The sequence below is a fragment of the Mycobacterium sp. C31M genome, from assembly GCF_053345865.1.
On record NZ_JBKFAX010000001.1, the window covers coordinates 157,312 to 177,688 of the forward strand.

Below are 20,377 nucleotides of genomic sequence, written 5' to 3' on the forward strand. Positions count from 1 at the left end.
ACAGCCGGTGGACGGGACGGGTTTGTCAGGAGTTCTGCGCGACGATCTGCCAGTCCGAGGCGGAGCGCTGCTGCGCCCAGAACTGGGCGAAACGACCGCCGGTGGCGAGCAGTTCGTCGATGGTGCCGTCCTCGACGATGCGACCGGCATCGACAAACAGCACCCGGTCGGCGCGGCGGATGCTGGCCAGCCGGTGCGCCACGATCACCCGGGTGCGGGGGCGGACATCGGCGGTCAGCGCATCGACAACGGCCGCCTCGTTCTCGGTGTCCAACGCGCTGGTGGCCTCGTCGACGAGCAGCACCGGCGCCGGCTTGACCAGTGCCCGGGCGATGCTGACCCGCTGCCGCTCGCCGCCGGACAACGCCGACCCGGCCTCCCCCACCGAGGTCTGCTCGCCGTCGGGCAGCCGCGCCGACAGCTCGTCGACCCGCGCCAGTCTGGTTGCCGCCGCCAGGGTTTGCGCATCGGCCGCCGGATCACCGACCAGGATGTTGTCGCGCAGCGAACCGTCGAACAGGTACGGGTGCTGGAACACCACACTGACCGCGGCGCGGCGCGCCACCGGATCCAGGTCGGCCAGGTCGACACCGTCGAAGCGCACCCGGCCGGTGTCCGGACCGTGCAGACCGGCGATCAGCGCCAGGATGGTGCTCTTACCGGATCCGGAGGGGCCCACGATGGCCGTCGTGCTCCCCGGTTCCAGGGCGAAGCTGACATCGTCGAGCACGGGTGCGCCGCCGTAACCGAAGGTGACGCCCTCGAATTCAATACGCGGTGCGGTGTCACCGGCGCGGACACCGGTCCCGCCCGACTGCGCCGGCGCGTCGAGCACCTGCTGGATCCGGCCGAGGGTCGCGCGGGTGGACTCCAGCGCCCCGGACAGTTCGCTGAGGATCGTGAACGGTTCGAGATAGCGGGCGATGACGACGATGAGCGCGATGGCCTCGGGGACCGACAGGTCGCCGCGCACGGTGAGCAGCGTTGTCGCCGTGGCGAACACGATCAATGCCAGTTGCGAGGCCAGACTGAACAGCAGCTGGCCGGGCACCTGCATGGTGAGCAACTTCAGACTGGCGCCGTGCTGTGCCTCCAGCGCAGAGCCGACCAGGCTGCGGGCCGGCTCGACGCGGCGGGCGGCCCGCAAGGCCTGCTGGGTGCGGGCGAACTCGATGATGCGTTCGGTGAAGGCGGTGTTCGCAGCCGACGCCACCCGGTCGGCGGTCCGGGTCAACCGTCCGGCCAGCCACAGCGCGCCGAGCAGCACCACGACACCGATCAGCGCCGCCAGGCCCAGCGGTACCGAGATCGCCAGCAGCGCCACCGCGATCGCGGCCGGCAGCAGCACGGCACCGATCAGCGGGGTCAACAGGTTGACCACGAGCCCGACCAGTTCGGGCCCGGTCGCGGCGATGGCCTGGCGGGTGGCGGCGGTGTTGTCGTGCGAGAACCAGTCCAGCTTGATATCCGGCAGCCGGTCGGCCATATCGTGCTGGGTGCTGTCGAGCACCGCGAAGCCGATGTCGAAACCCAGCTTGGCGGTGGCGGTGTCGACGATCCACCCGGCCACGGTCAGCGCGGTCAACCAGCCCAGCCAGACCCACGCGTCGGCCGGCGTCGGGCTGAACAGCGCGGCCACCAGTGGCACCAGCAGCACCACGCCGACCGCACGCAGCAGCACCGACAGGACCGTCAGCACCGTGTACAGCCCCACCTTGGACCGTCGGTCGCCTGGGATAAGGGCCAGCAGGGTACGGATCATCGGGTGGCCTCCTGTCCCACGGGCACGGCACGACCGGAATCCCACAGCGATTTGTAGCGTCCCCCGGCGGCGAGCAGCTCGTCATGGGTTCCGGATTCGGCGACCGCGCCGTCGTCGAGCACCACGATCTGATCGGCATGAGTGATGGTGTGCAACCGGTGCGCGATGACGAGCACGGTGCGGTCCCTGGTCAATCGGTTGAGCGCCTGCTGGACAAGGTATTCCGATTCCGGATCGGCGAAGGCGGTGGCCTCGTCCAGGATCAGCACCGGGGTATCGGCCAGGATGGCCCGGGCGATGGTGAGGCGCTGGCGCTCACCGCCGGAGAGTCCCGATCCGGCTCCGAGCACGGTGTCATAACCCTCCGGCATCCGTTCGATCCGATCGTGGATCTGGGCGTCCCGGGCGGCCGCGGTGACCCGGTCCGGGTCGGCATCTGGTACCGCCAGGGCGATGTTCTCGGCGGCGGTGCCGTGCACCAGCTGGGTCTCCTGCAGCACGAAGCCGATCCGCCGGTACAGCTCGTCGGCCGCCAGGGTGCGGATATCGTCGCCGCCGATGCTGATGGTGCCCTGCTGCACATCGTGGAAACGCGCCAACAGCGCGGCCAGTGTGGACTTCCCGGATCCGGACGGGCCGACCAATGCGGTGACCGTGCCGGGTTTCAGGGTCAGGGTGAGGTCCTTGATGACGGGCACCTCGGGCCGGTAGCCGAAGGTGACCCGGTCGAAGACCACCGTCTGCCCGGCGCTCGCGCCGGTGGTGCCGGCGGGCTGTGCGGTCACCGGTGCGTCATCGCGGACGGTGAGTTCGGTTTCGTCGAGCACGCTCTGCACCCGTCGGGCGGCCAGCATGCCGCCCTGGATCCCGGCCAGCCCATACCCGATGCCCAGCAGCCGGGCGCCGAAGGTCGTGCCCAGCAACAAGAATGGCAGCAGGTTGACCGGGTCCAGACGACCGCTGACCACCAGCGGGGTGCCGACGGCCATGATCAGCCAGAGGAAGGTGGTGGGCCGGGTCACCAGGTCCATCAATGTTTTCTTGCCGATGAACGGCCGCTGCCAGTCGACGAGGAAGCCGATGTAGTCGTCGAGGCGGTTGCGGAAGCTGGAAGACGCGGCGCCACCGAAGATCCGGACCACCGGCTGGCCCTCCAGGTAGGCGCCGGCCTCGCCGCTCATCCGTTCGGCCCATTTGGGAGCCTGCACGATCTTGTTGCCGGACTGGATCGTCATGACCGACATCAGCACCAGGTAGACCAGCACCGGACCGAACAGCACCAATGCGATGCGCCAGTCCACGACGAACAGGTAGACCAGCACGGCGACCGGCGCGATGACAGCGGCCACCGCATCGGGAATGGCATGGGTGATCAGGTAGTGCAACGACAACGTGTCATCCTGCACCAACTGTTTGACCGAGCCCGATCCGCGGGCGGTGAACCAACCCAGCGGCAGCCGGGACAGCTTGGTCAACAGTTGGCCACGCAGCTCACGGGCGAATTGGGCGTCGACGCGGTGCAGCCACAGCGCCAGCGCCGCGGTCAGCACGGTGCCGGTACCCAACAACACGACCGCGGCAATGCCCAAGTCCCACAACCGGTCCGCGTCGGCGCCGGTGAGCAGCAGCCGGGCCAGTTCCACCAGCAGCACAAACGGGGCTAGTTCGATCAGGGTGATCAGCGCCTGCAGCACACCGGAGATGATCAGCTTGGACTTCAGCGGTGCGAGCAGTCGACCGGCGGCTTGCGCCTTCCAGGTGCCTCCGGCAGGCGCCGCCGCAGTGGCCTGCGCCGCGACGCGCTTGGGTGCCTGCGTCGGGGTGGTCCTGGACGTCGCTGGCTGCTCGTCGCCGCGCTTGCTGCCCATCGCCCGGCCCTCGGTCCAGTAGGCCTGGGCGTGAATTTCCTGCTTGGGAAATCCGAACTCGTCGCGCAACCGGGTACGCAGTGCCTTGAGGGCGCCGGCCTCCGGGCCGGCCCAGGCGTACCAGTTGGACCAGTCCCGGGATTCGATGGCCGCGGCGAGTGCCTCGGCGTCCTCGCGGGAAACCCGATGGACACGCAGCCGCGGGTGTTCGGCGAGCGGGATCAGCAGATCGTCGTCGTGGTGCTGTTCCAGATACAGCTCGATCGGAATATCGTGCGGGACCGCACCGATGATGCCGTTGATGGCGGGCTGGGAGGCCGTGTCGCCGATCAGCAGGTAACCCGCGGGCCGGTCGACCGGATCCTCGGCGACCGAGAAGCCCTTGGATCCCATCACCATCGCGGCGATGGTGGCGCCGGGCGCGACACCGGCCGCCCAGGTCGAGGCCGGCCCGGCCGGTTCGTGCAGCACGACGTCGATGGAGAAGTGGCCGGTGGCCGGATCGGACTCCGAGATCGTGTAGGCACGCTGGAACTCGGTGTCGGTGCCGTCGGGATCGGGGAACCAGAACCGCAGCCAGGAGGTCGGCTCGGCGGCGGAGTCCTCGAACACCGTCGGCGACACCATCCGGATGCGTAGGCAGTGCGGCGCCAGCCATTCGGTGCCCAGCACGGTGACCTCGTGATCGCGTGCGCCGAATCCGCGCATCATCACGCCCTGGAATCCGCGTGCCACAGCGCTCTCCTCCCCGGCGCGATACTGCGCGCCTGTTCGGAGCAAGGCTAGCCTTACTTGCCGCCGCATCCGGGTGCACCTCGGCACCCCGGGTGCTCAGCCGTACAGTTCGGGCCTGCGCAGGCTCAGGTACTGCACCGATTCGCCCAGCGCGCTGTGCAGCGGCAGGTCCACGGTGATCACCGTGTCCTCGCGGCCGGCCTCGGCCAGCACCCGGCCGTCGGCGTCGATGGCCCGGCTGCCGCCGTTGAACCGGTGCGGGTCCTCGTCACCGCTGCGGTTGACGTAGATCAGCGGCAGCCGGTTCTCCAGGGCGCGGGCCTGGCTGGCGATCAGGTGGTCGTTGTACAGCGGGTCCATGTTGGCCGCAATGGCGATCAGGATCTCGGCCCCGGCGTCGGCCAGGGTGCGGGCCACCTCGGGGAACTCGATATCGAAGCAGATCATCAGGCCGGCCTTCAGTCCGCCGACCTTTGCCACCAACAGCTCGTCGCCGGCGGTGAAGGCGCCGGCCTCGTCGGCGAACAGGTGGGTCTTGCGGTAGTTGGCCACGATCGCGCCGGAGCTGTCGATGACCACCATCGAATTGAATCTGACGGGCTCGACGTATCCGCCGACGAAGGCCGTACCGGCCCGGGCGCAGCTCGCGGCGATCTCCGCGAAGGCCTGTTCCGCCGGGCGGGCGAGGTCGTCGAGGTCATCGGTCTGATAGCCGGTCAGGGCCAGTTCCGGGACCACCACCAGATCGGCGTCGGCGTGCTCGGAGATCAGTGCGGCCAGCCGTGCGCTGTTCTGCTCGATATCCCGCGACGCGACGTCGAGTTGCGCGAGTGCGACGCGAAGTGTGGAGCGAGTGTCGGCCATTTGAACATTGTCTCCGATCCGCGCGCAGATACGGCTGTAGCTGACTAGGCTGCGCATCGCTGGGCTTTGCTGGGGAGGCAAATATGGCACCGGATCGGCGGAGGAATTCGGAGCACGCGCGGTGGCGCATCGGGGTGCTGTTGGTGGCGCTCGGCATCGGCGCCGCCATCGCCGGCGGGGCCGGGGTCGCCCACGCCGACGAGGCCGCGGGTGCGCCGTCGACGAGCGCGTCATCGACGGAATCGCGGCCCGACACGTCGACACCGGACACGCCCACCGTCGCGCGGTCCACGGCCGGTGACGACGAGGACGCTCCCAAGCCCGGGTCGCGGCGCCACACCACCGCAGCCGAATCGCGAGAGTCCGACGAGTCCGAGGAGTCCGAGCCCGCCGCGGTCCGCCGGTCGGCGCCACGCACCGCGCGCACCGCACCCCTGACCGCGACCCGCCCCGAGGCTCCCGCAGCCGTCGTCACGGTCCAGCCGGAACCCGAACCCGCTGTCGCGCCGACGGTCCCGTCCCCCACCGACGCGGCGAGCACGCCGTACGGTGATATCGGCAAGTGGATGCTGACGTGGGGCGACCGGATCGCGAACTGGGGCGGCAAGAAATACCAGGGCCGGACACTGTTCGAGGCCGTCAACGTCATCATCGTCGACCCGAACTCCACCTCGACAGCCCAGGCCGCCGATCGACTGAACAAGGCGATGTTCCGGTCCGGGTTCCCGGCCCAGCCGTTGCACAGCTTCGGGTTCCGGGGCCGCATCGACGACGTGACCTACGGCCAGCGCCCCAAGGGGCTGCTGCTGAGCTACTCCAACGACTTCTTCCTGCGCCCCAACGATCACGGCCGCATCTTCGGGCCCGATCCGGTCCAGACCGATACGGGCTTTGTGTGGAGCGCGGCGTTCAGCACCGAGAAGGTGGGCTTCACCGGGTGGCTGCCCGGGCACGTCTACGTGTCGTCGAACCGGGCCCGGGACTCGCTGGCCACGGCGCTGGTGAACAGCGGGCAGGCCACATTCGGCGGCATGGTGCCGCTGGACAACGCGTACAACACCGCGACGACGACCACGGGTGACCATGACGGGTTCGCCGTCGTGCTGGTGCTGACCGGGATCGGTGGGCCACCCCGGCGGGAGATGCTGGTCAGCCTGCCGGGCGAGGTGGCCTCGGGGCTGACGTCGGCGTCCTCACCCGCGCGGACCTGTCCGGCGTTCCCGGCAACGGCGGTGTCGCTGCAATGTCCGACTCGGAGCGACCACACTGAGAGCGTCACATCACGATCCCGCACCTATTGACATTCAACGCCCAACTGTCGTACTCATAAGACATGACAGCCCATGTGTCTCACACGGCGCCGCCGGTCTTTCAGCTCGGCTCCGCCGAAACCTGGCCCGACCCGTGGCCGATGTACCGCGCCCTGCGCGACCACGACCCGGTCCAGCACGTCGAGCCGGGTGACTATTACGTGATGTCCCGGCACGCCGACATCTGGGCCGCCGCACGGGATCACCGCACCTTCTCCTCCGCCCAGGGCCTGACCGTGAACTACGGCGAGCTGGAGATGATCGGCCTCGCCGACAACCCGCCGATGGTCATGCAGGATCCGCCGGTGCACACCGAGTTCCGCAAGCTGGTGTCGCGCGGGTTCACCCCGCGCCAGGTCGAGGCCGTCGAGCCCAAGGTCCGCGAGTTCGTCGTCGAGCGCATCGAGGGGTTGCGCGCGAACGGCGGTGGGGACATCGTCGCCGAGTTGTTCAAGCCGCTGCCGTCGATGGTCGTCGCACACTACCTCGGGGTGCCCGAGGAAGACCGCGGCCAGTTCGACGGCTGGACCGACGCCATCGTCGCCGCCAACACCGCAGACGGCGGGATCGGCGGCGCGCTGGAGACTCTCGGTGATGCGCTCGGCGGGATGATGGCCTACTTCACCGCGCTCATCGAGAAACGCCGCGTCGAACCCGAGGACGATACGGTCTCGCATCTGGTGGCCGCCGGCCAGGAAGAAGGAGCCGCCGACGTCGTCGATCTGCTCTCGATCCTGGCCTTCACCTTCACCATGGTCACCGGCGGCAACGACACCACCACCGGGATGCTCGGCGGGTCGGTGCAGCTGCTGCACCGCCATCCCGAACAGCGCCGCCTACTGGTCGAAAACCCGAATCTGATACCGGATTCCGTCGACGAGTTCCTGCGGCTGACCTCCCCCGTCCAAGGTCTGGCACGCACCACCACTTGTGATGTCACGGTCGCGGACACCACCATCCCGGAGGGCCGCCGGGTGCTGCTGCTCTACGGCTCGGGCAATCACGATGAGCGCCAGTACGGAACGGACGCCGAGGAATTGGACGTCCGGCGTAAACCGCGCAACATCCTGACCTTCAGCCATGGCGCGCATCACTGCCTGGGCGCGGCCGCGGCCCGCATGCAGTCGCGGGTCGCGCTGGAGGAACTGCTCACCCGGATACCGGATTTTGAGGTCGATCTGGACAACGTGGTGTGGGCCGGTGGCAGCTACGTGAGACGCCCGTTGTCGGTGCCGTTTACAGTCCTACAATGAGCGATTGGCTGGCGGACCGGCGGACCGAGGCGGCGTCCGAACGCATTCTCGACGCGGCCGAGCAGTTGTTCACCCACCATGACGCGGCGGGTGTCGGGATGAACGAGATCGCCCGTGCCGCAGGATGTTCGCGCGCGACGCTGTACCGCTACTTCGAGAACCGCGATGTGCTCTACACAGCGTACGTGCACCGGGAGACGCACCGGCTGTTCGCCGAGATCGGTGCCCGCCTGGCCGAGATCAGCGGTGCGCACGACCCATTGGTCGAAGGCGCCCTGCTGGCGCTGCGCCGGGTCCGCGAAACCCCGGCGCTGGCCTCCTGGTTCGCCGCGACAGCCAGCCCGATCGGCGGCCAGATGGCCGACCGGTCGGAGGTCATCCACACCCTCGTCGAGGGATTCCTGATCGGACTCGGTGACGATCAGCCGGCTGTCACGCTGCGGGCACGCTGGCTGGTGCGGGTGCTGATCTCACTGCTGCAATTCCCCGGACACGACGACGCCGACGAGCGCACCATGCTGGCGACGTTCGTGGCGCCGACGGTCGGCGGGTTTGTCAGGCAGCCCAGTACGCGCGTGCCTTGACCGCCTTGCGGGGAATCTTGTAGTCGTCACGCAGCACCTTGGCCACCGCGCGGGTGGTGCGGTTGTCACAGGCCACCCAGCCGAAGTGGTCCGGCGCGTCGAAGGCCGCCTCGGCGACGGCCTTGACCAGTGCGGCACCGTTGCCCTCGCGATCGATCCAGGTGACATCGGCTCGGCCGGTGGGGATTTCGCGGTCATCGTCGTGCGCGGACTCCAGGAAGACCTGCGCCGGTGCATCACCGATCGCTTCCAGCAGTGAGTTGATCGCCGGCAGCGAGGCCGCATCGCCGACGATGACATACCCGGCCGGCGCGGGTTCCGGGATCGAGAAATCGCTGCCCAATACCGTCACCTCCAGGGTGTCGCCGACCGCGGCATCGCGCGCCCACCGGGTGGCGATACCCTCATGCATGGCGAAATCGATGTCCACCGTGCCGGTTTCGGGATTCGGGTTGACCAGGGTGTATCCGCGCTGGTGCGCGCGCCAACCGTCGGGGAACCAGCCCCGGACCCACATGGTCGGGTGGATCGCACGCTCGGTGAGCAATTCCGGTCCGGTGAAGTGCAGCCGCAGAAAATTCGGCGTGATCTCGGTCCGGCCGGTGACGGTCAGCGTGTAGTCGCCGCCCTGCCACAACTTGACCAGGGCACCTTCGATACCGCGTTCCGGTTTCAGATTCAGGTCGATCATCTGCCCTCCTAAGTCGATACTTAGGTAAGCATACCCTTACTATGATTCGGCGCGGTCGCGCACGCGGGTCAGTCGGTGCAGGAGCCAGGACACCGGGATGGTGACCGCCATGGTGCCGAAGAACAGCGCCCACATCGACCCGGTGTAGATGTGGAAGCCCAAGATCTCCACCATCACCAGTTCCATCAGGATCAGGTGGACCAGGAAGATCTCGTAGGAGATCTCGCCGAGGAACACCATCGGCCGACTGGCCATCAACCGGTAGTACCAGCCCGGTTTCTCGGTGCCCGAGGGCAGCGCCAGCGGTGCCACCACCAATGTCGCGATGGCCATGTAGAACACCGTCTTGACCACCGCCTCGCTCAACAACGCCGGCGAGGTGGTGGGCGCGCCGGCCAGCGGTGTCGAGGCGATCAGATAGCAGATCGCCGCGAGCGGCAGGCAGACCAGGGCGTACGCGCGGGCGTCGCCGGTGAATTCCAGCACCGTCAGCAGCATCCCGCCGACAAACCAGGCCAGATACGTCGGCAGCCACAGCGGTGCGGCGTCGGGCAGGAAGTCGGTCGTGTGCACCAGCCACAGCCAGGCCGGGCTGATCGCGAACAGCGCCGTCAACCCCGCCAGCAACAGCCCGGGCCGCCACCGCCGCCGGCACAGCACGACCAGCAACAGCCAGGCCAGCACCGGCAGCGCCAGGTAGAACGAGACCTCGACCGCAAGGCTCCACATCTGCGTCATGCCCTGGTGCAGAAAGGTGTACACGTAGTTGTCGGTGTAGATCTGGGTCAGGGTCAGGTTGCGCAGCAACCCTTCGGCGGTGTGTCCGGGGTTGGGGCCGGCCTCGCGGAAGTGGTACAGCGTGTAGGCCACCGCGACGGTGACGACGTAGGCGGGCATGATGCGTCGCACCCGGTGCCATGCGTAGCGGCGCACCGACGGCGCGGGTCCACCCGAGGCTGCGGCGCGTACCCACGGCCGGAACAACAGGAAACCGGAGAGCACAAAGAAGATCGGCACCCCGATCTCGGCGCGCGACCAGAACGAACCCCAGAAACCCTGCGGGTACTTACCGGTGGTGTACGCCGCGTGGGTCAGCACCACCAACAGCGCGGCGACCGCACGGACCCCGGTGAGCGCAGCGACCCGGCCGGTGGCCGAGACGGACTCCAGACCACCTTGGGCGGCGCGCTGCAGCGTCACGAGTCCTTGCGGCGGGGCTTGCTGTTGCCGCTCCCGCGGTCGGGTTGCAGGTTGATCAGCATCCCCTGGATGCGGGTGTTCTCCAGCTTCTTGTAGACCTCACGTGGCAGCTTGGCGGGCAGTTCCACCAGCGAGTGGTCGACCTTGATGTTGATATGACCGAAATCGCTGCGGTTCAGGCCGCCCTCGTTGGCGATGGCGCCGACGATCGCGCCCGGTGCCACCTTGTGCCGCTTACCGACCGCGATCCGGTAGGTCGCCAGATCGCTGCGGGTGCTGTGCTTCTTGCGTCCGGGCCCGTCCTCGCGCGGCGCACGCTCGGTGCGCTCCTTGCGCTTCTCCGGCGGCGGCTCGGTCATCAGGAACGCTTCGCCGTCACGGGACAGCAACGCCAGCGCGGCCGCGATATCGGCCATCGGGACGTCGTTGTCGCGCTCGTAGTCCTCGATGAGGCGACGGAACAGATCGATGCCCGGCTTGTTCAGCCCCTCGCTGATCGAGTCGCGGAACTTGTTGACCCGCTGCTCGTTGACATCGTCGACCGACGGCAACTGGATCTCGACGAGCTTCTGCCGGGTGACCCGCTCGATCGAATTGAGCAGGTGGCGTTCCCGTGGCGTCACGAACAGCAGCGCGGTGCCCGAACGCCCGGCGCGGCCGGTGCGACCGATGCGGTGCACATAGGACTCGGGGTCGTGCGGGATGTCGTAGTTCACCACGTGACTGATGCGTTCCACGTCCAGACCACGCGCCGCCACGTCGGTGGCGACCAGGATGTCGATGGCACCGCTCTTGAGCGACGCGATGGTGCGCTCACGCTGGGCCTGCGGGATGTCGCCGTTGATCGCCGCGGCGGCGAATCCGCGCGCGCGCAGCTTCTCGGCGACCTCCTCGGTGGCCTGCTTGGTACGGACGAACACGATCATCGCGTCGCCCTCCTCGACCTCCAGCAGCCGGGTCAGCGCGTCCATCTTGCGCGGGTAGGACACCTGCAGATAGCGCTGGGTGATGTTCTCGGCGGTCTGCGTCTTCGCCTTGACCGTCACCTCGACCGGGTCGTGCAGGTACTTGCTGGTGATCTTCTTGATCGCCGGCGGCATGGTGGCCGAGAACAGCGCCACCTGCTTGTACTCGGGGGTGTCGGCCAGGATGCGCTCGACGTCCTCGGCGAAGCCCATCTGCAGCATCTCGTCGGCCTCGTCGAGCACCAGGTAATCCAGGTGCGAGAGGTCCAGACTGCCCTTCTCCAGATGGTCGATCACGCGCCCCGGGGTACCGACCACGATCTGCGCGCCGCGGCGCAGCCCCGACAGCTGCGGGCCATAGGACGAACCGCCGTAGATGGGCAGCACCTGCACGCCAGGCAGGTGCGCGCCGTACCGACCGAAAGCCTCGGCGACCTGCAACGCGAGCTCACGCGTCGGCGCCAGCACCAGAGCCTGGGTGTTCTTGCTCGCGGGGTCGATCTTGGACAGGATCGGGATGGCGAACGCCGCCGTCTTACCCGTTCCGGTCTGGGCCAGGCCGACCACATCGGAGCCTTCGAGCATGGGCGGAATGGTGGCGGCCTGGATCGCCGACGGCGACTCGTAGCCGACATCGGCGACGGCCTGCAGCACCGAAGGGTGAATCTGCAGGTCAGCGAAGGTCAGTTCGGGGGCGGGGCTGGGTTCATCGTGCGACGTCATTTCATGAGCAGTCTAAAGCGTGCGAGGCGCCACACCGGGACGGACCGGGCACACCGGTACCGTGCGGTGTTGTGAGGTCGATGGTTCTGGGCGCGTCGGTGGCGGCCGCACTGCTGCTGGCGGGCTGCGGATCCAGTGATTCCACGGTCTCCAAGACCCCGGACGCCCCGGCCCCGGCGCCGCCGAGCAGCACCGTCGCCGCACCGCCGCCCGCCCCGGCCCCGGCGCCCACCCCGGCCGCCGACCCGTGTGCGGTGAACCTGGCCGCGCCCGAGGTCGTGCGCGCGGTGTCCGAGCTGCCCCGGGATCCGCGCAGCAACCAGCCGTGGAGCCCGGAACCGTTGGCAGGCAACTACAACGAGTGTGCGCAGCTGTCGGTGGTGATCGTCAAGGCCAACACCAACGCCGAGAACGCCAACACCCGCGCGGTGATGTTCCATCTGGGCAAGTTCATCCCCACCGGGGTGCCCGACACCTACGGCTTCAACGATGTGGACGCCGCGGCCAGCACCGGCGACACCGTCGCGCTGCGCTACACCGCCGGGGTTCCGGGCCTGGACAGCGTGGTGCGCTTCCGCTGGAACGGCGCCGGGGTCGAACTGATCGGCAACACCGGCTGAGCCGTTCGCCGGGCCCACTCGATTTTCCCGCCTCAGCCTGCGCGCTCACCACTGGCGAAACTCGCGTACCCGTCATGGGCAAGCGCATTCCAACAACGGGTACGCGAGTTTCGCCGGGGTGCGGGTGACCGGCGGTGTCGGGGGCCTCCCCTAGCCTGGATGCGTGTTCAGGGACCCGGGGACAGAAGGCCTTGTCATCTACAGCGCCTCCGACCTCGCAGCTGCCGCCCGCTGCGAATACGCCCTGCTGCGCGCGTTCGACGCCCACCTGGGCCGTGGCCCGAAGATCACCGGCGACGACGACCTGTTGGCCCGCGCCGCCGAACTCGGCGACGATCACGAACAACGCCACCTCGACCAGCTGCGCGAGGATGTCGAGGTCACCGTGATCGGCCGGCCGCGCTACACCGTCGCCGGGCTGACCGCGGCCGCCGAACAGACCATGGCCGCCATCGACCGTCGCGCCCCCGCGATCTATCAGGCCGCCATGTTCGACGGCCGCTTCGCCGGCTTCGCCGACTTCCTCACCCTGGACGGCGACCGGTACCGGCTGCGCGATACCAAGCTGGCCCGTTCGGTGAAGGTGGAGGCGCTGCTGCAGCTGGCCGCCTACGCCGACACCCTCGCCACCGCCGGAGTACCGGTGGCCGACGAGATCGACCTGCTGCTCGGCAACGGCGCCGTGTCCAGCTACCGGGTCGAGGAACTGCTGCCGGTGTACCGGCCCCGCCGCGACGCGCTGCAGCGACTGCTCGACGAACACCTCGCAAGTGATGCGCCGGTGTCCTGGACCGACACCGGTGTGCGGGCCTGTTTCCGGTGCGCCGAGTGCAGTGAGCAGGTCAAGACGACCGATGACCTGCTGCTGGTCGCCGGCATGCGGGTGAGCCAGCGGGCCCGGCTGCTCGACGTCGGCATCACCACCGTGCACGCCCTGGCCGCCCATGACGGGCCGGTGCCCGAGCTGTCCACCCGCACCGTCACCGCGCTGACAGCGCAGGCCCGGCTGCAGATCGCCGACCGGGTCGTCGAGAACGGAAACACCAAACCACCGTTCGAGGTGGTCGACCCGCAACCGTTGATGGTGCTGCCCGACGCCGACAAGGGTGACCTGTTCTTCGATTTCGAGGGCGACCCGCTGTGGACGGTCAACGGCACCGATTGGGGCCTGGAATACCTGTGGGGTGTGCTGACCGTCAACGACGAGTTCACGCCGTACTGGGCGCACGACCGGCCCAGCGAGAAGCAGGCCCTGCAGGACTTTCTGGCGATGGTACGCAAACGGCGCAGGCGCTACCCCAACATGCACATCTACCACTACGCGGCGTACGAGAAGAGCACGCTGCTGCGGCTGGCCGGTCGGTACGGGGTCGGCGAGGACGATGTCGACGATCTGCTGCGCAACGGTGTGCTGGTCGACCTGTACCCCTTGGTGCGCAAGAGCATTCGTGTCGGCACCGAGAGCTACAGCATCAAGTATCTGGAACCGCTGTACATGGGCAACGAGTTGCGCAGCGGCGAGGTCACCACCGCCACCGACTCGATCACCCAGTACGCCAAGTACTGCGCGCTCGCGGCCGACGACCGCGCCGACGATGCCGCGGTGGTACTCAAGGAGATCGAGGACTACAACCGCTACGACTGCCGCTCCACCCGACGGCTGCGCGACTGGCTGGTGGCCCGCGCCATCGAATCCGCGGTACCGCCGCGCGGCCCGCAACGGGTGCGCGATACCGCCGCGGCAGCCACCGTCGAGGTCGCCGATGACACCGAACGCAAGCTCATGCGTTTCGCCGGCGACGGCACCGAGGACCGCACCGTCGAGCAGACCGCGGTCGCCATGCTGTCGGCGGCCCGCGGCTACCACAAGCGCGAGGACAAACCGTTCTGGTGGGCACATTTCGACCGCGTCAACAATCCTGTCGACGAATGGTCGGACAACAGTGATGTGTTCGTCGCCGACCATGCCGAGGTCGTCGCCGACTGGCACACCCCGCCACGGGCCCGCAAACCGCAGCGGCACATCCGCCTGCGCGGCGAGTTGGCCAACGGTGGCCTCGGCGGGGAGATGTTCGCGCTGTACGACCCGCCGTCACCGGCCGGGTTGTCCGAGGACCCCGACCGGCGCGCGTTCGGCAATGTGGTCGTCAACGGATGCGACAACCCTGACGCGCCAACCGAAGTCGTCGTCGTCGAGAAACACAGCGAGCCCTTCGACCGGCTGCCGTTCGCGCTCACCCCGTCCGGCCCGATCAACACCCGACCGCTGCAGGAATCGATCGGCGACACCGCGGCACTGGTCGCGGCCGGGCTGCCGAATCTGCCCGCCGATGCCGTCACCGACATCCTGCTGCGCCGGCCACCCCGCACCGCCCGCGGCGGCCCGCTGCCGGCGACCGGCGTCATCGTCGACGATATGACCACAGCCCTACTGGATCTGGACTCCTCGTACCTGGCGGTGCACGGCCCGCCCGGCACCGGCAAGACCTACACCTCGGCCGCGGTGATCGCCCGACTTGTCGCCGAGCACGGCTGGCGGGTGGGGGTCGTCGCCCAGTCGCATGCCGTGGTGGAGAACCTGTTGGGCGGGGTGCTCGACGCCGGGATCGCGGCCGAGCGTGTCGGCAAGAAGAAGAGCCCCGACAAACCCTGGCGCGAAATCCCCGAGAAGGACTACCCGGCGTTCATCACCGAAACCGACGGCTGCGTGATCGGCGGCACCGCGTGGGATTTCGCGAATGCCGGCCGGGTCCCACGCGGCGCCCTGGACCTGCTGGTCATCGAGGAGGCCGGCCAGTACAGCCTGGCCAACACCATCGCCGTCGCGTCGGCGGCACGCAACCTGCTGCTGCTCGGCGACCCGCAGCAGCTGCCCCAGGTGAGCCAGGGCACCCACCCCGAGCCGGTCGACGAGTCCGCACTCGGCTGGCTGGTGGACGGGCACGCCACCCTGCCCGAGGAGCGCGGATACTTCCTGGACCGCTCCTACCGGATGCATCCCGACGTGTGCCGCCCGGTGTCACGGCTGTCCTATGACGGCCGGCTGCAGGCGCAGGAGCAGGTCAGCGCCGCGCGCCGGCTCGACGGGATCGACCCCGGTGTGCACACGCTGGCCATCGAGCACGCGGGCAACTCCACCGACAGCCCCGAGGAAGCGGACACGATCGTCGCCGATATCCAGGCTCGGCTGGGCAGCGCGTGGACCGACGAAAAGGGCACCGTCGCACTGGATCAGCAGCATGTGCTGGTCGTGACGCCGTACAACGCGCAGGTGGTCGCACTGCGCCGCAGACTCGACTATGCCGGGCTCGACGGTGTCGAGGTGGGCACCGTCGACAAATTCCAGGGCCGCCAGGCGCCGCTGGTGTACATCTCGATGACCGCGTCCTCGGCCGAGGACGTTCCCCGCGGAGTCGGGTTCCTGCTCAACCGGAACCGGCTCAATGTTGCGATCAGCCGGGCCAAGTACGCCGCGCTGATCGTACGGTCGTCGACGTTGACCGACTATCTGCCCTCGACCCCGGGCGGCCTGATCGAACTGGGCGCCTTCCTGGCGCTGTCGGACAACTAATCCTCGCGGGAATGCCTGCCGCGCCGCGCGTGCCGGCCGGGCGCGGGTTGCTCGGTGACATCGAGCACCAGCGGCTGCAACGTATCCAGCCGGGTGGGGGCATCGGAATGAAAACCGTTGCGGGGTAACTGATCGTCGACCGGCTCGGCGAGGAAACCGCCCCAGGACTGCAACCGTTCGGTGGGCTCCTCGAGCTCGAGTGGAACTTCCTCGATCTCGGGCTCCACGATCACCGCGGGCACCACATCCGTGGGCCGGTCATCGGGTACGGCGACCGGCGGCCAGTCCACGGTGTACTCGATGTAGTCATCGTCGTCGACCGTCCAGTCCTCGTCCAGCGAATGCTGTTCGTCGACCGGTGGTGCGTCCGGTGGCGGCAGGTCCTCGGTGGGCACGACCGGAGCGGCGCCGCGCAGGAAGATCGCCCCGACCACGCCGAACAGCGCGATGAAGGCCGGCAGCAGCAGCGACTGGGACAGCGCCGCCGAGAACGGCGCCTCCAGGAAGGACGGCAGCTCGGCGGCCTGCCCTTCGGCCGGCACGGGCTGCGCCTCGCCGCCGAGTTCGGCGCCGATCCGACTCGTCATGAACGCGGCCATCGCGGCGCTGCCCAGCACCGCCCCGATCTGGCGGGTGGCGTTGTACACACCGGACCCGGCACCGGCCGACTCGGGCGGCAGATTGCGGGTGGCGGTGGCCGCCAGCGGCGACCAGATGAAGGCCATCCCGACACCCATCACGGTGAGCGGCACCAGCAGCCGCCAGATCGGGGTCGTCGCCGTCATCTCGAAGGACAGCCAGGTGATCCCGATGGCCAGCAGCGAGAACCCGAACCCGATGATCGGTGTCGGATGGCGGCGGTCGACGATGCGCCCGACAAACGGTGCCAGCACGCCGGAGGCAATCGCCATCGGCGCGGTCAGCAGCGCCGAGCGGGTGTAAGACAAGCCCAGGACCGTCGGGGCGTAGAACATCACCGGCAGGATCATCGCGGTGACAGCGAAGCCGATGACGGCGACACCGATCGTGGACAGCGTGAAATCCCGGTCGGCGAAGATGCGCAGCGGAATCAGTGGTTCGCGGGGGTTGACCGACTGCCAGTAGACGAAGACGACCATCAGCGCCAGACCGATCGCGATCATCGCCCAGATCCACGGCTCCCAGTCGTGGGTCTGCCCCTCCTGAAGGGCGAAGACCACAAAGAACATCGCCAGTCCGGACAGCGCGACACCGATCAGGTCCAGATCGTGATTCTTGGTGGGCAGGATCGGCACCAGCCACCAGGCCAGCGCGAGCCCGATGATGCCGATCGGCACGTTGACGAAGAAGATCCACTGCCAGCCGAGCCCGTCGATCAGCACCCCACCGGCGATCGGACCGACCAGCGTGGCCACCCCGGCAGTCGCGCCCCACACACTCATCGCCACCCCCCGGCCGGCGGCCGGGAAGATCCGGGTGATCATCGACAGCGTCTGCGGTGTCAGCAGGGCCGCACCCAGACCTTGCACCACGCGGGCGGCGATCAGCATCTCGATCGAGTCGGCCAGCCCGCACCACAGCGACGCGGCGGTGAAGACCGCTAGACCGATCAGGTAGAGGTTCTTGGGTCCGTAACGGTCACCCAGTCGGCCCGCCACCAACAGCGGGACGGCGTAGGCCAGCAGGTAGGCACTGGTCACCCAGATGACACCGTCATAGTCGGTGCCCAAGGCCTCCATGATCGGCTTGTTGGCGATCGCGACGATGGTCGAATCGACCAGGATCATGAAGAAGCCGACGAGCATCGCCCACAGCGCGTGCCAGGGGTTGACCGGCCGGGCCTGCCCGGTCATCCGGGAGGCCGCCGCGGTACGTCGGTCGGTGGGGTTCTCGAACATCTACTCGTCATAGGGGAATTGGCGACCCGCCCGACGCTACGGTCCGCCCGGTGTCCCGACAAGTCAGACCGGTTCGACAGCGATTTCGTCGACGATCTCGGGCTCGTCATGCGCGGCCGCCGGCGACCCGACGGTCAGCAGGCCGGCCAGCGCCACCGCCGAACCGACCAGCATCACCAGAGCCAGCGCGAACTCACTGTTACCGAGCACCCCGACCAGTGGGGCCACCGCGGCACCGATGCCGAACTGGGCGGCGCCCAGCATTGCGGCCGCCGTACCGGCAGCCTCCGAATGCCGGGACAACGCGACCGCCGGGGCGTTGGGCAGCACCAGGCCCATCCCACCGAGGAGCACCAGCACCGGCACCAGGAAGCCGGCCAGCCCACCGACGCCGGTGAGGGCCAGCACGACGAACACGGCACCGGCGACCACCGAGACGGCGAGCGCGACGATCATGATCCGCTGCGGGGCGAACCGGCGCAGCAGCACGACATTGGACTGGGTCGACCCGATCAGGATGATCGCGCCGGCCGCAAAGACCAGGGCGAAGGCCTGCTGGTTCAGGCCGTAGTCACCCTGCAGCACAAACGGCGCGGCGGCGATATAGCCGAACAGTCCGGCCATGCCCAGCCCGGCGACGAGCACAAGGGTGACGAAGCGGGCGTCGCGCAGCAGTGCGCCGTACGTGGCGGCGATACCGCCGACCTGCAGCGGACGCCGATGCGATACCGGCAGAGTCTCCGGCAGCGCCAGCGCACCGATCAGCAGCAGGCCACCGGCGAGCACCACCAGGACCGCGAAGACCCAATGCCAGGAGGCGTGCAGCAGCACCGCCGCGCCCAGCGACGGTGCGACCACCGGGGCCACCCCGAGGACCAGGATGAGCCGTGACATCACCGTCGCGGCCGCCGAGTCGACATACAGGTCACCCACCACCGCCACGGCCACCACCGCGGCGGCCGCCGCACCGAAGCCCTGCAGCACCCGGCCGGCGCCGAGCACCGCGATGTTCGGCGCAAACAGACAGATCAGCGAGGCCACCATGTGCAACACGATGCCGACCATCAAGGGTTTGCGGCGTCCGAGGGAATCCGACAGCGGACCGATCACGAGCTGTCCGACGGCGAGACCGGCCAACGTGCCGGTCAGCGTGAGCTGCACGACCGAGGACGACACGGACAGGTCCTCGGCGATCCGCGGCAGCGCGGGCAGATACATGTCGATGGTCAACGGTCCGAGCGCCACCATCAGGCCCAGGACGGTGATCAACCGGATCCGGCTGGGCGCCTTCAGATCAGTTGTCACGCCCAGGGATGCTGTCACGACCAGACCCAGCGTCGCACCGGAGTTTTTTCTTCCCGGTCGCGCCGATAGTGACTCACATCACCCAACCGTCGGAATCGGGCACTCAGACGACCCTCCCGCACGTTGAACCACCGTTAGCCTGGGGAATCGACAGGCACCGCGGGAATCACCCGCGGTTGCGAGGGGAGTACAACTCCAATGGGAGTACAACGTCCAATGGGAGTACAACGATGAACGCCCGGTCCAGCACCAAGAACCTTCCCGCCACCCGCGACGGTGTGGACGAGGATCCCAGCGCAGCCGCCAAGGTGCTGTCGCAGATCCTGGAGCGCAGCACCCGCCTCCAGGGCCCCGCGGTCACCGCGTACGTCGACCGGATGCGCAAACAGCGCCCCGATGCGACCCCGGCCGAGATCATCACCGCATTGGAGAAGCACTACCTGGCCGCGGTGATGGCCAGTGGCGCAGCGGTCGGCTCGGCGGCGGCCTTCCCAGGGATCGGCACGCTGGCGGCGATGTCCGCGGTCGCCGGGGAGTCGCTGGTGTTCCTGGAGGCGACGGCGGTGTTCACCCTCGCAGTCGCCGAGGTGCACGGCATCCCCGCGGCGCACCGTGAACGTCGGCGCGCGCTGGTGCTCTCGGTGCTCGTCGGCGAGGACGGTAAGGGCGCCGTCGCCGATCTGATCGGCGGCGGGCGCACCAGCGGGTCGTGGATCTCCGACGGGGCGGCAACCCTGCCGCTGCCGGCGGTCTCGCAGCTGAACAACCGGCTCGTGAAATACTTCGTCAAGAAATACGCCCTCAAGCGCGGGGCCATCGCTTTCGGCAAACTGCTGCCGGTCGGGGTCGGCGCGGTCGTCGGCGGGATGGGCAACCGGTTGATGGGAAAGAAGATCGTCCGCAACGCCCAACTGGCGTTCGGCAACCCTCCGCCGCGGTGGCCGTCGACGCTGCATGTGCTGCCCTCCGCACAGACCGAGTGACAAGTCCCACTCTCGTGGTGGGGGTGTGTTCCAAGGCGTAGCCTTTAGGGCGGCAAAACGCGGGTA

The 20,377-nt window shown here is 68.5% G+C and carries 14 protein-coding genes; 6 read left to right on the forward strand and 8 right to left on the reverse strand.

The window, feature by feature from the left end; translation table 11 throughout:
• Positions 1–25 precede the first annotated feature (25 nt).
• From ACLBYA_RS00740 to ACLBYA_RS00750, 3 genes are all read right to left on the reverse strand, one after another.
• Entirely contained in the window at positions 26–1,762 is a 1,737-nt protein-coding gene (locus tag ACLBYA_RS00740) for an ABC transporter ATP-binding protein (RefSeq protein ID WP_447707443.1), read from the reverse strand.
• Positions 1,759–4,365 (reverse strand): ABC transporter ATP-binding protein/permease, encoded by a 2,607-nt coding sequence (locus ACLBYA_RS00745; RefSeq protein ID WP_447707444.1) that lies wholly within the window; start codon positions 4,363–4,365, stop codon positions 1,759–1,761. Before ACLBYA_RS00745 ends, ACLBYA_RS00740 begins: the two co-directional genes overlap by 4 nt.
• A gap of 96 nt (positions 4,366–4,461) precedes the next feature.
• A complete protein-coding gene (locus ACLBYA_RS00750; RefSeq protein WP_447707445.1) occupies positions 4,462–5,229 on the reverse strand; it encodes a carbon-nitrogen hydrolase family protein in 768 nt (255 codons plus the stop codon).
• Between the two features lie 83 nt (positions 5,230–5,312).
• On the opposite strand from ACLBYA_RS00750, the gene ACLBYA_RS00755 reads away from it, so the two are divergent.
• From ACLBYA_RS00755 to ACLBYA_RS00765, 3 genes are read left to right on the forward strand one after another with little or no spacing between them, the layout of a single operon-like run.
• A complete protein-coding gene (locus ACLBYA_RS00755; RefSeq protein WP_447707446.1) occupies positions 5,313–6,530 on the forward strand; it encodes a hypothetical protein in 1,218 nt (405 codons plus the stop codon).
• Between the two features lie 32 nt (positions 6,531–6,562).
• Positions 6,563–7,792, forward strand: coding sequence for a cytochrome P450 (locus tag ACLBYA_RS00760; RefSeq protein ID WP_447707447.1), 1,230 nt, complete (start codon positions 6,563–6,565; stop codon positions 7,790–7,792).
• A complete protein-coding gene (locus tag ACLBYA_RS00765) occupies positions 7,789–8,376 on the forward strand; it encodes a TetR/AcrR family transcriptional regulator (RefSeq protein ID WP_447707448.1) in 588 nt (195 codons plus the stop codon). The genes ACLBYA_RS00760 and ACLBYA_RS00765 overlap by 4 nt, the downstream gene beginning before the upstream one ends.
• On the opposite strand, the gene ACLBYA_RS00770 is transcribed toward ACLBYA_RS00765, so the two are convergent.
• Genes ACLBYA_RS00770 through ACLBYA_RS00780 form a run of 3 tightly spaced genes read right to left on the reverse strand, consistent with a single transcriptional unit; the run spans position 8,348 to position 11,955 of the window.
• Entirely contained in the window at positions 8,348–9,067 is a 720-nt protein-coding gene (locus ACLBYA_RS00770) for a siderophore-interacting protein (RefSeq protein WP_447707449.1), read from the reverse strand. The two genes, ACLBYA_RS00765 and ACLBYA_RS00770, sit on opposite strands and share 29 nt — an antisense overlap.
• Before the next feature lie 39 nt (positions 9,068–9,106).
• Positions 9,107–10,267: an acyltransferase family protein gene (locus ACLBYA_RS00775; RefSeq protein ID WP_447707450.1), complete on the reverse strand. Its 1,161-nt coding sequence runs from the start codon at positions 10,265–10,267 to the stop codon at positions 9,107–9,109.
• Positions 10,264–11,955: a DEAD/DEAH box helicase gene (locus tag ACLBYA_RS00780; RefSeq protein ID WP_447707451.1), complete on the reverse strand. Its 1,692-nt coding sequence runs from the start codon at positions 11,953–11,955 to the stop codon at positions 10,264–10,266. Before ACLBYA_RS00780 ends, ACLBYA_RS00775 begins: the two co-directional genes overlap by 4 nt.
• An 80-nt stretch (positions 11,956–12,035) precedes the next feature.
• Here ACLBYA_RS00780 and ACLBYA_RS00785 point away from each other — a divergent pair, with 80 nt between their 5' ends.
• Positions 12,036–12,575, forward strand: coding sequence for an LppP/LprE family lipoprotein (locus ACLBYA_RS00785; RefSeq protein WP_447707760.1), 540 nt, complete (start codon positions 12,036–12,038; stop codon positions 12,573–12,575).
• Positions 12,576–12,738: 163 nt separating this feature from the next.
• Complete coding sequence (locus ACLBYA_RS00790) at positions 12,739–16,146, forward strand: TM0106 family RecB-like putative nuclease (RefSeq protein ID WP_447707452.1); 3,408 nt, start codon at positions 12,739–12,741, stop codon at positions 16,144–16,146.
• Here ACLBYA_RS00790 and ACLBYA_RS00795 read toward each other — a convergent pair.
• Positions 16,143–17,978 (reverse strand): MFS transporter, encoded by a 1,836-nt coding sequence (locus ACLBYA_RS00795; protein ID WP_447707761.1) that lies wholly within the window; start codon positions 17,976–17,978, stop codon positions 16,143–16,145. The genes ACLBYA_RS00790 and ACLBYA_RS00795 overlap by 4 nt on opposite strands.
• Positions 17,979–18,086: 108 nt before the next feature.
• On the reverse strand, positions 18,087–19,271 hold the full coding sequence (locus ACLBYA_RS00800; RefSeq protein ID WP_447707762.1) for a multidrug effflux MFS transporter: 1,185 nt from the start codon (positions 19,269–19,271) through the stop codon (positions 18,087–18,089).
• A gap of 287 nt (positions 19,272–19,558) precedes the next feature.
• Between ACLBYA_RS00800 and ACLBYA_RS00805 the strand changes: the two genes are divergently transcribed.
• Positions 19,559–20,311 carry a hypothetical protein gene (locus ACLBYA_RS00805; protein WP_447707453.1) on the forward strand — a complete coding sequence of 251 codons (753 nt, stop codon included), beginning with the start codon at positions 19,559–19,561 and terminating at the stop codon, positions 20,309–20,311.
• Positions 20,312–20,377: the final 66 nt, after the last annotated feature.